The organism is Acerihabitans arboris (assembly GCF_010131535.1).
Taxonomy (GTDB): Bacteria; Pseudomonadota; Gammaproteobacteria; order Enterobacterales; family Enterobacteriaceae; genus Acerihabitans; species Acerihabitans arboris.
This window is the reverse complement of sequence record NZ_WUBS01000019.1, coordinates 119,966-132,739: the sequence shown is the minus strand read 5'-3', so window position 1 is coordinate 132,739 and position 12,774 is coordinate 119,966. Positions and strand designations below refer to the sequence as shown.

Below are 12,774 nucleotides of genomic sequence, written 5' to 3'. Positions count from 1 at the left end.
AAGATTCATCTGGTTAATCTTTTGAATTAACTGTTTGTTCACTCTTCAAGACTTGGTATTTTTGTGTTTCGATACGGTCTTGTGAGTGCCCACACAGATTGTCTGATAAATTGTTAAAGAGCAGTGCGCCGCTGTAATCAGCCTGGCGCGAGGTGGCGTATATTACGCTTTCCTCTCCCAGTGTCAAGCCCGTTCGGCCTGCCTCCTGACTCGTTTCCGGTAGAGTGTGATGTTGCTCACGCTACCGGTCGATGGAGGCGCATTATAGGGGGGCGTGCTGAAATGGCAAGTAAAAATCTTCTGTTTTATACCGACCGGTCATAAATTAATCATTATGCGCCTTTTACACGCTGTTTTATCGCCTTGGGCAGTTGCGCCAGGCTGTCTATCACCCAATCCGCCTGGGCTTCGGTCTTTTCGTCCAACGGCTTGCCGGTGCGCACCAGCACTTTGGTCCCTACGCCCGCCGCTAGTCCGGCCAACAGGTCTTCGGCTTTATCACCTATTATATAAGAGGCCGCCATATCGATATTGAGGGACTGTTGCGCGTCGAGCAGCATGCCGGGTTTGGGTTTGCGGCAGTCGCAATCCTGGCGGTACTCGCCTTCCACGCCTTCGGGATGATGCGGGCAAAAATAGATGCCGTCCAATTCCACCTCGCGATCGGCCAGCGACCAATCCATCCACTCCGTTAACCGCATAAACTGAGCCTCGGTAAATTTACCGCGCGCGATGCCGGACTGGTTTGTCACGACAACCAGGGCGAACCCCATGGTTTTCAGTTCCTGCATGGCCTCGATAACGCCATCGATAAACTGAAAGTCATCGATCTCATGAACATAACCGTGATCGACATTGATGGTACCATCGCGGTCTAAAAATATAGCTGGAACGGACTGTGACACTGATTGGCTCCTCAGAACATAAACGGTGTCCAGTATCGCATGTTTTGTCCGGTGAAGAGAAACAGAGAAAATGAATCCCAGTTGACTTAGCCGTCTAGACGCCCTAACATCCACGCACGTTGATAATTGCGATATCAACCAAATGCTCTTTACTCTCGCCACAGGTAACCAGTAACAATAAAAAAGCATGATCACACTTTCTCATATTACCAAGCAATATTCACAGGGTTCCCTGACGATTAATGCCCTATCGGATGTTTCCCTGCACGTTGCGGCAGGTCAGATTTATGGTGTCATCGGCGCTTCCGGCGCCGGGAAGAGCACGCTTATCCGTTGTGTAAATTTATTGGAACGTCCCACCGAGGGCACGGTGCTGGTTGACGGTAAAGACCTGACCAATCTGCCGGAACGTCAGCTTATCGCCGCTCGTCGGCAAATCGGCATGATATTCCAACATTTTAACCTGCTGTCGTCGCGCACGGTTTCCGGCAATATCTCCCTTCCCCTGGAACTCGACAATTTATCGAAGCGCGATATCGCCGCGCGGGTCAATGAGCTGCTCCAACTGGTCGGGCTTGAGGATAAGGCCGACGCTTATCCGGCCAACCTGTCCGGCGGGCAAAAGCAACGGGTCGCCATTGCCCGGGCGCTGGCCAGCAATCCCAAGGTGCTGCTATGCGATGAAGCCACCAGCGCGCTGGATCCCGCCACCACCCGCTCGATCCTGGCCTTGCTGAAAGATATCAATCGCCGCCTGGGGCTGACCATTCTGTTGATCACCCATGAAATGGACGTGGTGAAACGCATCTGCGATCAGGTGGCGGTCATCAGCCAGGGCGAACTGATTGAACAGGACACCGTGAGCGAAATGTTTTCGCACCCCAAAACACCGCTGGCGCAGCAGTTTATCAAGTCTACCCTGCATCTTGATATCCCGGACGACTATCGGGAGCGCATGACCGATGTGCCATCGGCGGGAAAAATACCCATCCTGCAACTGGAATTTACCGGTCAATCGGTGGACGCGCCGTTATTATCCGAGGCCGCCCGGCGATTTAACGTCAACAATAATATCATCAGCGCCCAGATGGATTACGCCGGTGGGGTGAAATTCGGCATCATGCTGACGGAAATGGCCGGGGAGGAGCAAAACTCCCGCGACGCCATCGCCTTTTTGCAGCGGCAGCACGTTAAAGTAGAGGTACTGGGTTATGTCTGAAGCCATGGTGGCATTATTCGTCAAGGGCATCTGGGAAACATTGATGATGACCTTTGTCTCCGGTTTCCTTGGTTTTGCCTTGGGCCTGCCCATCGGCGTACTGCTTTATATCAGCCGGCCCGGCCAGATCATCGAAAACGGCAAGGCCTATCGCATCACGTCGGCGCTGGTCAATATATTCCGCTCCATTCCATTCATTATCCTACTGGTGTGGATGATCCCCTTCACCCGCATGATCGTCGGCACGTCAATCGGCCTGCAGGCGGCCATCGTGCCGCTGACCGTGGGCGCAGCCCCGTTTATCGCCCGCATGGTGGAGAACGCGCTGCTGGAGATCCCGGCCGGCCTGATTGAAGCCTCGCGCGCCATGGGCGCCACGCCGTTGCAGATTATCCGCAAGGTCCTGTTGCCGGAAGCGCTGCCCGGGCTGGTGAACGCCGCCACCATTACGCTTATCACCCTGGTGGGGTATTCAGCCATGGGCGGCGCGGTGGGCGCCGGCGGCCTGGGCCAGATTGGCATCCAGTACGGGTATATAGGCTATAACGCCACCATCATGAATATCGTCCTGGCATTATTGGTTATCCTGGTGTTTTTAATTCAGATCGGCGGCGATAAAATCGTTAAAGCCGTTACCCATAAATAGTCGATAATGAAACAGCCATACCGGCGTTTCATTGCAATAGCGTTACCCAAAAGAGGAAAGGGATATGTTTTCTAAAATAAAAACTCTGGCTGCCGCCGGCGCGTTAATCGGTGCCCTGGCGCTGGCAGGCTGCGGGCAGGAAGAGAAAGATCCAAACCATATTAAAGTTGGCGTGATCGTCGGCGCGGAACAGCAGGTTGCCGAAGTAGCGCAAAAAGTGGCGAAGGAAAAATACGGCCTGGATGTCGAGCTGGTCACCTTCAACGACTACGTTTTGCCTAACGAAGCGCTGAGCAAAGGCGATATCGATGCCAATGCGTTCCAGCACAAACCTTACCTTGATCAGCAGATCAAGGATCGCGGCTATAAGCTGACGCCGGTGGGCAATACCTTTGTTTATCCGATTGCCGGCTATTCAAAACAAATTAAATCCCTGGATGAGCTGAAGCCGGGTTCGCAAGTGGCCCTGCCTAATGACCCGACCAACCTGGGCCGTTCTCTGCTGCTGCTGCAAAAAGTGGGCCTGATCACCCTGAAAGACGGTGTCGGCCTGCAGCCAACCGCGCTGGATGTGGTCGGCAACCCGAAAAATCTGAAGCTGGTTGAGCTGGAAGCGCCGCAGCTGCCCCGCTCGCTTGACGATCAGCAAATCGCCCTGGCAATCATCAACACCACCTATGCCAGCCAAATTGGCCTGACCCCGGCCAAGGACGGCCTGTTCGTGGAAGATAAGGAATCACCTTACGTCAACCTGATCGTGGCCCGTGAAGATAACAAAAATGCCGAAAATGTTAAAAAATTCGTGCAGGCTTACGAGTCCGATGAAGTTAATGCAGCCGCGAACAAAGTTTTTAATGGCGGCGCCGTGAAAGGCTGGTAATCTTTACTCACTAATTATGTGCGCTTTTGACCAGACGGGCTACGGCCCGTCTTGTTATTTATGCCGTAGATTGATTCAATAGCGCCGGTGAAATAAAAATAAGCAGAGGAAAATGTATGCGTGCTTTACCTGGATGTATTTTGGTGCTGTCGTTGACGGGATGTGCATGGCTCCATACGCCCCCGACGTCGACGTCGACCCAAGCCGCACCCGTCTCTCCGTTCAAGAACGCGCCGGTCACCCGCAAGACCTCGACGCGCCCACAGCCGGCCAAGCTGTACAAAACCGCCGAAGAGCTGGTCGGGAAACCGTTCCGCGACCTGGGCGAAGTCTATGGCTCCACCTGCCAGGTAAGTTTGCAGGATCCGCCGCCAAGCCTGGCCGCGGCGCGCAAAGAGATGCAGATGCGCGCGGCGTATATGAAAGGCAACGCGGTGCTGCTGCACCAGTGTGAAATGGTGCGGGCGGTGGCGGGATGCTATCAGCAGGCCGTTTGCCAGGGTACCGCGTTAAAAGTGACGCAATGAGCGAGTACCACCTGCGGCAAATCGGCGTGATTCAGTCACCCTATAAAGAAAAATTTGCCGTTCCCCGCCAGCCGGGCCTGGTGCCCGACGGCACCGGCGAGCTGCGGCTGCTGGCGCCGTATAACCAGCCGGACGCCGTGCGCGGTCTGGAAGCATTCAGCCATATATGGATAGTATTTGTCTTTCACCAGACACTGGAGCAGGGCTGGCACCCCACCGTGCGGCCGCCGCGTTTGGGCGGCAATAGCCGCATAGGCGTGTTCGCCACCCGCTCGACCTTCCGTCCCAATCCCATCGGCATGTCCCTGGTGGCGCTGCGGGGCATGCGTATCCAGGGCGCGGAAGTGGTACTGGAACTGGGCAGCCTGGATTTGGTGGACGGCACGCCGGTGGTGGATATCAAGCCCTACCTGCCCTATGCGGAAAGCATACCGGCGGCGCAGGCCGGTTTTGCCCAACACAGCCCCGTCGCCTCGATGGCGGTGACCTTCTCAACGGCGGCGGAATTACGCCTGGCCGAGTTGTCGGGTAGTTATCCCCAACTGCGCCGGTTCCTGACCGATGTGCTGGCGCAGGATCCCCGTCCGGCCTATCGCCGGGATCGCGACGGCGAGCGCACCTACGCGGCGCTGCTGCTGGCGTTTAATGTCAGTTGGCGGGTGATGGGCGATGTGGCCGGGGTACTGGCCATCGATGATGCTCCCGACGCGACGGGCGCAACCGCGGGGCGACGGTAAAAGCGCGCGGGTTCCCTTATTTCCGGCGCGCGACGGCCGGGAGTAAAAGCGGTTTTTGCGAATTTTCCATTTGCTCTCTTTTGGCCGCCCGCCTGCGCTGGTAAACTGATTCACTTTTCATACTTTGCTGCCGTTAAGCAGCCTGTGGCTTTCAGCCGTTCTTGTGGAACCCAACTATCATGCGTACTAGTCAATATCTGCTCTCCACCCTTAAGGAGACCCCCGCCGACGCCGAAGTCATCAGCCATCAGCTGATGCTGCGCGCCGGAATGATCCGCAAGCTGGCATCCGGCCTGTATACCTGGCTGCCCACCGGCCTGCGGGTGCTGCGTAAAGTCGAAAACATCGTGCGCGAAGAGATGAACCACGCCGGCGCCATCGAAGTTTCCATGCCGGTGGTGCAACCGGCGGATTTATGGCAGGAGAGCGGACGCTGGGAACAGTACGGACCGGAATTACTGCGTTTTGTCGATCGCGGCGATCGTCCGTTCGTGCTCGGCCCCACCCATGAGGAAGTGATTACCGATCTGGTGCGCAATGAAATCAGCTCATACAAACAGTTGCCGCTGAATTTTTTCCAGATCCAGACCAAATTCCGCGACGAGGTGCGCCCGCGTTTTGGCGTAATGCGCGCGCGCGAATTTTTAATGAAGGACGCGTACTCGTTTCATACTACCCAGGAATCCCTGCAGGCGACCTATGACGCCATGTATCAGGCCTACAGCGCCATATTTAACCGTATAGGCCTGGACTTCCGCGCCGTGCAGGCGGATACCGGCTCCATCGGCGGCAATGCCTCCCATGAATTCCAGGTGCTGGCCGACAGCGGCGAGGACGATATTGTTTTCGCCAGCGGTTCGGATTACGCCGCCAATATAGAACTGGCCGAAGCCGTGGCCCCCGCCGCGCCGCGCGAAGAACCGACCGAAGAGCTGCGCCTGGTGGATACGCCTGATGCCAGGACCATCAATGAATTGGTTGAGCAATTTAACCTGCCGGTGACCAAAACCATTAAGACGCTGATTGTCCACGGCGATAAAGACGCCGGCCAATCGCTGGTCGCGTTACTGGTGCGCGGCGATCACCAGCTTAATGAAATCAAGGCGGAAAAACTGCCGCAGGTCGCCAGCCCCCTGGAATTCGCCACCGAAGAAGAGATCCGCGCGGCCGTCGGCGCCGGACCGGGCTCCCTGGGGCCGCTAAACCTGCCGATCCCGCTGGTGATCGACCGCAGCGTGGCGGCGATGAGCGATTTTGGCGCCGGCGCCAATACCGATGGCAAACACTATTTCGGCATTAACTGGGGTCGGGACCTGCCGCTGGCGGAAACCGCCGATCTGCGCAAGGTGGTGGAAGGCGACGCCAGCCCGGACGGCAAGGGCACCCTGCAGATCAAGCGCGGCATTGAAGTCGGCCATATCTTCCAACTGGGCACCAAATACTCCGAGGCGATGAAAGCCACGGTACAGGGCGAGGATGGTCGCAATCAAACGCTGACCATGGGCTGCTACGGTATCGGCATCTCCCGGGTGGTGGCGGCGGCGATTGAACAAAACCACGATGAGCGCGGCATTCTTTGGCCCGAAGCCATTGCCCCGTTCCATGTCGCCATCCTGCCGATGAACATGCATAAGTCCTTCCGGGTAAAGGATGCGGCGCAGAGCATCTATAACGCGCTGCGCGCCAAAGGCATCGAGGTACTGCTCGACGATCGCAAAGAGCGCCCGGGCGTGATGTTCGCGGATATGGAGCTGATCGGCATACCGCACACCATCGTTATCGGCGATCGCAACCTCGACGGCGAAGAGGTGGAATACAAAAACCGCCGGGTCGGCGAAAAGCAGATGATGAAAATCAGCGCTATCGTCGACTACCTGGTGGGTGAAATCCAAAACGCCCGGCGTTAATCTATCGCCTGTTCATGACCCGGCCCGGCGGCATGCCCGGCCGGGTATTCTTTTTCCGCCCATCGGCAATATGTCTCGCGATCGGCTAGTCGTTGTGAATAAAATTGATCAATATCCAGCTTTTGTTCACCGTGCCGGGATCGCTGTAGACAACGTTGGCCTCCGCCGACCTGACGGGAACGATTGACTGCTCCTTTTTGACGCCGAGCTTAATGGTTTGTGTATATTTATTAATTTCTTTGGCAAGAAAAAAAGCCACGGCGTCATGATTGCCTGCGATCTTTTTGGGAATCACTCTTTGCAACATGACAAACCTCTCCCTGTTCTCCACCAGGGTAATGACCGCCCGTGGTATGGACGGCAGAGGATTTGGAGCGGATGTATGTGCCACGCTGCCGTTACTCTCGAACTTGTGATCAACAATTAGCTCATCTTTTATATACAGTAATAACTTATTGTCCAGTTGTACTAAGAGTGAATGCCCCAAGCCAATATCCTCACGCGTATCGGTAAACCGCCGATCGTCACCGCTAAAATGGACATAAGATGCAAGCGGGCTGGCATCAGGCTTATCGTCATCGGTAGCCAAATCCATATGCAGGCTAAAATCAGATCTGACCCAGGAATTAAGAAAAAAATGAAAATTCGAGAATTCGAAACCCATACTTAATATATCCTGATTTCTCAGGCCGGACATAATGGGGAAAGACCCGGAATGCTCCTTGAAAAAATTAGCCACTAATAGCGGCCACAGTTTCTTACTATTACAATCACTGCCGACCCGTATCATATATTCCCTTAAATCATATTTATCATCCTTCAAGTAAATATAAATATTGCTATGACTTATAAGGTCACTGGAAACAACGACCGACGGCAGCTGCCGATAGGTGCTTAACGCCGGCACCATATCTTTCCAGTAGAGAGGATGACGTAAACTGCGGCTATTGATTACCACCGGACCTGACGGCGTAGCGCCGTATTCAGAGGATAAAATATAGGCCTCCATCGCAGCGATCATAGCGCTGTTGCCATAAAAAATGATCAACAAGGCGGTAATCAGCGTCTCTTCATTGCCGAGCGGACTTGCCAGCATGCCTGCCTGGAGCAAGGCTCTTTTGGACATGAGGCCTGGATAGTGACGCACAAGGGTATGCGCATCAATTTCCTTTCTAAGGAAATGCAGAATATCAATAACCACCACGGCAAAAGGTACATTATCGGCAACGGCCCTGCTATGGCGCTGGAACGGCAAACGTCCGAATAAACTCATGGTGTCTTCAATAAAATCATGAATGCGGCGATGCCAAAGCTCATTTTCCCGTATTCTTTCCATGCCATAGCTTTGACGTGGTTCAAACATAATACCGGAGCCGCGGTTACGTGACTTACTATCGGTAATCACCCCCCGGTAGCTGACAACCGTTGTGCCCAGACGATCGGAAATAATTTGCGCGGAAGAACGCCTGCCCCCCAAGGCGCCAAAACATGAAATAAGCTCAATATGACTCAGCGATTGTTCTGGGTGCAACGAGCCGTGTAAGCCGCGGATAATATCGGCCAGTTCGATGGCGTCATAATGATTTATGCTGGCCAGGGCGCCATGGGCCTTAATTTCCATTTGCAGCTTATTTAACCCATGGTTAACGTACTCAATACGCCCATCTGGCCCAAGCAGCGCGGAAATCCGTGTTTTTTCTAAATTAGCATCTCCTACCGCAACCTTGAAATTTTTTAAATTGTTTATCCTTCTGCCGCTGATTATCGCCCCCATTTCCTGCGAGGAAATAATTCTCTGATCTTCTTTAAGCATATCGTTTATCATATGATTATTGATTCCCATAAAACGATTTTCGCCCAGGCTGACCATCGTATGTAAATTTTTATCCTCAGTATAAAAGACCACCAATTTACCGGCGGCCAGATCCTCAAGCTCGCTATTGTTATCGACATACCGATCAACGGCCAAAAATTTATTAAACTTTATCAATGAAAGTTTTTCACCCTCCAGTTTACCGGTCATCAACGTCGCCAATCTCTCCAACGCGTCGGCTTGCTGCGGCACCAGCTGTTTTGCGGCAACCAAAATTTCCAGGGCAAAACGGGTGCTGCTTTTCTCAGCCACAGTATTGGCACTGACGCTCTCAGCAATATTCATCAGGGATTTTTCAGGCGTGATTAAGAATGGCAAATCCCCTTTTTCCACCATAAACGTATTACGCCGGCCATATGAATGCAGGACATCATCATCCCTGAAGGTTCCCAATTGCTCCGCAATGAGCACACGTTTTTCGTCACTAAGTACTCTATCAAGCATATTATTGTTCATGCCGGCAAATCTGCCGTTGCCCACGCTCAGCATTAAATGTGAAATCGTGCTGTCTTGTAGATTGGTAAAGCGCACCAGCTTGCCCGGTTCAATACGCAACATATCGGTAAATGTCTTGATCTGGATAGGTTTTTTAATTACCTGAAGCAGGGCGTCTTGTGGATTTGCCTTATATAAATCCAGCAGCAGTTCTTTATGGTTTTTAGTAATAACACCGGCGTTTTTCATAACCGATAGAATAAATTCATAACTATTTTGGGATAAATGATCTTTGATGATGCCTGCGCGTATTTTCTTTTGTAACAACAGCTGTTGTTCCGCGCCGTCATACTGTGACAAAAACAATGAATACGTCACAGGCTGAGCAGGTTGCATCAGCTCGATAAAGCCTGGAGGAGACATTAATAATTTTTCATTATTTTGCGCAATATCGTAGGTGGGGTGATAATCCATGGCTGATTGCAGCGTTGGGAAATCTTTATAGGTTATCAAGGCGCGCTCCGCGGAATTTTCAAAACCCAGACGCCATTTCTCCTCGGTTAAAATCGCCACATCCTCGATGGCGGGAATTTTTATAAACCGAAGATTTTCCGCATTGGGCTCAAGGATAAAACTTGTTCCCTGCTGATTGGCAGCCAGAAGATAATGGCGCGCAGTCTGATCTTTCATTGCGGGATCAAAAATGAATAAAGCGCGAAATCGAACATCGTCGAATCCGTTGTTAATAGCGAAACGTTCTACGCCGCTAAAAATAGCATCTCCTTTGTCGTCAAACTTAAATCTATTGCAATATCGGCGGAGTTTAGTGGCCAGCTCGCCTTCACGATCGGTAAGCCTCATTTCAATTGCCGGTGTTGATACGGGCAAAGAATCCTCGACATACACGGTGCCGGACCTGCCGCTCGTCAGCAGGACCCCTTCATTATTAATATTGAAGTAGTCGCTGTGAACCACCTCCCAACGCAGTGAGGAGTCCAGGCTTTGCCCCAGCGCCTGCACATTGAAGCCCGCAAATTTGCCTTTACCAAGACACAATAGCAGCAGGGATAAATTATTGGTTCCATGCTCCGTCACCGCTAATTCATAGCCGGCGGGAATGCTCGCCAATGCGCTTTTATCAATAATGATTTTCTTCTGGCTGAACATCTTGGCGAAGTGCGTCGTTTTGCTGATATATTGATGCTGATTGACATCGAAACGACAGCAGATACGTAAAACCGCCAGCATTGCCTCGACGCTGTTTCGGCCTAATTTGCCAAACTGCGCATTATTTGCCTTGACCAATTCATTTAACAGCTTAATCGTACGCTCGCGGGTTTCACTTTTGATAAATGCCTCGGCCTCCCCGATGGTGGAGCCCGCGCATATCATTTTTCGCAATGTATCCGCCGCGCGGTAGATCAATCCATATTCACGGTTACCCCAGGTTTTCATCACAAGGTAAAGATCGGGCGCACCGGCTAAACCGGCAATAACAATGCTTAACAGCGCCGACTCCCATGCGTTCTTGCGCCGTTGCGCATCCTTGGTATTAATGGCGCTATGGATATATAAAGCCCCGCTGGCGCCCGACAGAATATTGCTCAGCATCATGGCGGCACAGCCGGCGGATGAGCCGCCGGTGAAAAAAAAAGCCAACAGCGCGACGGCGGCGCCGGATGCCAGCAAACGCTGTTGCATGATATCATCATGGCCCGACGCTTGTGGCATGCTCCGGTCAAGAGCATGATAACCAAGATGTTCATCAAGTTTTTCAAAATGTAGCGTTTTTAATTCCATCCAAATATTTTCAACTTCTATCAAAATAATGGATGATGCTAAGACACACTGCGACTCATCGAGCTTTGCCGACAGGGTAACAGACGCCAGAAAAACCTTCTGCATAACCGAAAGATGCTCGGCGATAAACGCCTTAAGCGCGGCGGAAGTATCATCGGGAGTCCAATAATAAATTTCGCTTGTTGCCAGCGATACCAATAATCCGCCGGACGAGCGCGCAATGGCAATAATACCTGGAGCTATAGATTTGCCTTCAGGAGTGGTAAAACCCACTAATCGTTCGTTTATCGCGCCATCCATCCACAGTTGAACAAAGCTGCGTATACCGCTATCCGTGTCTTGGGCCATCAGCGGAAACAGGGCGGCTGCCAGCCTGTTTTTAACCATGCTAATATAGGCATCATTAATATCCTGGCTAGCATCAAAAAAAATCAGCAAACGTTCGAACTCGGCTACAATGTCTGTTGGCTGGCCATTTACGACAAATTCCAGATAAGAAAGAAAATTATCTTCACGGGCACCAATTACATTAGTTCTTAATATAATTAGATTTTTCAATTCTGATTCATTGGGACTTAACAAAGCTCTATAAGGCGCTCTCAGAAAAATCTGTTTTATGCAATATACACCATGGTAGATATAGTCAAATGGCGACACGCCGTCTGCCGTTACTTTCCTATAAAAAATATCCAGCGCCACCTGCCGCGCAAATTGAAGGGAACTAATGAATAAACCATATTTTCTATACAATATATCGCTTAACAAAATATCTATTAAGTTTGAAGTGAGATTTGCGTGATCCGGCGCAAGCTCATCAGAAAGTCCAAATGTGTGTAGCCACCGGTCGCGTGCCCATAACTTGTGCAGGCCACGCACTGTTGTATTGTCAAATACCTTCTGAGCGATTGCTTCATCCTGAGTGGAAATATTTTGATTAGCCGATGTCTTCCCATTGAAAAAATCATTATATATAATGAATTTTTCACGATTTTCATCAATCTCCTGCCAGTAGTCAATCCTATTTTTTTCTCTGGCACAGGCCGGCAGCCTGTGGTTAGCCATATATCGCGGCGCCCTTTTTACGCGTCGGCTCGCCTTGCCCCCCGGCTGGCTGATTGATGCAGGTCGTGAAAAGACGGCCACCGACATTGCGCCGATAGGCGTGTCATTTCCCGCGCCGCGCTGGATAATGGATGTGTTGTTATAGACCGGGGGAATCAACCTGATAGCGGCCATGGTCCGCAGTAATGCTTCCGAAAGACTTATCTTAGGTTGAAAAGAAGAAGAGTCTGTTCGGTTGATCCTGTGATTTCTCACAATGGTGATTATTTTTTTCGCTTCCTCCCGCTCTTTAGGTGACATTGATAATTGCCATTTATGACCATGCACGTCCTCGCTACCGTAACGTAAATAATATCCCAACGCGCCGCCGCTGATTATTCCCGTCAATAAATAAAATAATTTCACGCCACAGCCGAGGACCGACTTGCGCCAATCATCTGGGCGTTTAATCGGTATATCCGCATACAACCTGCAGTCTTCGCCGTGGGTATAATCCAAGGCGGCATGGCCTGCTGAAACCACTTCAATGATATTATCATTAATCATTTTATTGTTTGTTATATTTTTTATGGCACTAATTTTACCAGCTAAATATATATCTTTAATTATTTCGGATTTATCTTTATTGTAGGATGGGGACACATGCGGGTGTGTTTGGCCTGTCGTCAGCATATATAGGATATCCCTATTCATCAGAGTATGTAAGACATGAAAATATAAAGAATTTTCAATACTTTTTGATGTCATTTCGTTTAAAATGCCCCAGGATTAACGGGGAAGGCC

At 51.4% G+C, this 12,774-nt stretch carries 8 protein-coding genes; 6 read left to right on the top strand and 2 right to left on the bottom strand.

What is annotated here, in order from left to right; all coding sequences use genetic code 11:
- Positions 1 to 332: 332 nt before the first annotated feature.
- The gene (gene gmhB, locus GRH90_RS22885) at positions 333 to 905 is read right to left on the bottom strand and encodes a D-glycero-beta-D-manno-heptose 1,7-bisphosphate 7-phosphatase (RefSeq protein WP_162368291.1); all 573 of its coding nucleotides are present in this window, start codon (positions 903 to 905) and stop codon (positions 333 to 335) included.
- Between the two features lie 187 nt (positions 906 to 1,092).
- On the opposite strand from gmhB, the gene metN reads away from it, so the two are divergent.
- The 6 genes from metN to proS all read left to right on the top strand — a co-directional run bounded on the left by metN (position 1,093) and on the right by proS (position 6,821).
- Entirely contained in the window at positions 1,093 to 2,124 is a 1,032-nt protein-coding gene (gene metN, locus GRH90_RS22880; protein ID WP_162368290.1) for a methionine ABC transporter ATP-binding protein MetN, read from the top strand.
- Positions 2,117 to 2,770 carry a methionine ABC transporter permease MetI gene (locus tag GRH90_RS22875; protein ID WP_162368289.1) on the top strand — a complete coding sequence of 218 codons (654 nt, stop codon included), beginning with the start codon at positions 2,117 to 2,119 and terminating at the stop codon, positions 2,768 to 2,770. Before metN ends, GRH90_RS22875 begins: the two co-directional genes overlap by 8 nt.
- Before the next feature lie 64 nt (positions 2,771 to 2,834).
- Complete coding sequence (locus tag GRH90_RS22870) at positions 2,835 to 3,650, top strand: MetQ/NlpA family lipoprotein (protein WP_162368288.1); 816 nt, start codon at positions 2,835 to 2,837, stop codon at positions 3,648 to 3,650.
- Positions 3,651 to 3,766: 116 nt separating this feature from the next.
- Positions 3,767 to 4,177 carry an envelope stress sensor lipoprotein RcsF gene (rcsF, locus tag GRH90_RS22865; protein WP_162368287.1) on the top strand — a complete coding sequence of 137 codons (411 nt, stop codon included), beginning with the start codon at positions 3,767 to 3,769 and terminating at the stop codon, positions 4,175 to 4,177.
- Positions 4,174 to 4,914, top strand: a complete 741-nt coding sequence (gene tsaA / locus GRH90_RS22860; protein WP_162368286.1) for a tRNA (N6-threonylcarbamoyladenosine(37)-N6)-methyltransferase TrmO — start codon at positions 4,174 to 4,176, stop codon at positions 4,912 to 4,914. Before rcsF ends, tsaA begins: the two co-directional genes overlap by 4 nt.
- A 179-nt stretch (positions 4,915 to 5,093) precedes the next feature.
- The gene (proS, locus tag GRH90_RS22855) at positions 5,094 to 6,821 is read left to right on the top strand and encodes a proline--tRNA ligase (RefSeq protein ID WP_162368285.1); all 1,728 of its coding nucleotides are present in this window, start codon (positions 5,094 to 5,096) and stop codon (positions 6,819 to 6,821) included.
- A gap of 85 nt (positions 6,822 to 6,906) precedes the next feature.
- On the opposite strand, the gene GRH90_RS22850 is transcribed toward proS, so the two are convergent.
- Positions 6,907 to 12,663 carry a hypothetical protein gene (locus tag GRH90_RS22850; protein ID WP_162368284.1) on the bottom strand — a complete coding sequence of 1,919 codons (5,757 nt, stop codon included), beginning with the start codon at positions 12,661 to 12,663 and terminating at the stop codon, positions 6,907 to 6,909.
- Between the last annotated feature and the right edge of the window lie 111 nt (positions 12,664 to 12,774).

Coding starts and splice junctions, on each gene's coding strand:
- GRH90_RS22850 (WP_162368284.1), bottom strand. CDS start 12,663: ATGCTGACGACAGGCCAAACACACCCGCATGTGTCCCCATCCTACAAT.
- tsaA (WP_162368286.1), top strand. CDS start 4,174: ATGAGCGAGTACCACCTGCGGCAAATCGGCGTGATTCAGTCACCCTAT.
- rcsF (WP_162368287.1), top strand. CDS start 3,767: ATGCGTGCTTTACCTGGATGTATTTTGGTGCTGTCGTTGACGGGATGT.
- GRH90_RS22875 (WP_162368289.1), top strand. CDS start 2,117: ATGTCTGAAGCCATGGTGGCATTATTCGTCAAGGGCATCTGGGAAACA.
- metN (WP_162368290.1), top strand. CDS start 1,093: ATGATCACACTTTCTCATATTACCAAGCAATATTCACAGGGTTCCCTG.
- proS (WP_162368285.1), top strand. CDS start 5,094: ATGCGTACTAGTCAATATCTGCTCTCCACCCTTAAGGAGACCCCCGCC.
- GRH90_RS22870 (WP_162368288.1), top strand. CDS start 2,835: ATGTTTTCTAAAATAAAAACTCTGGCTGCCGCCGGCGCGTTAATCGGT.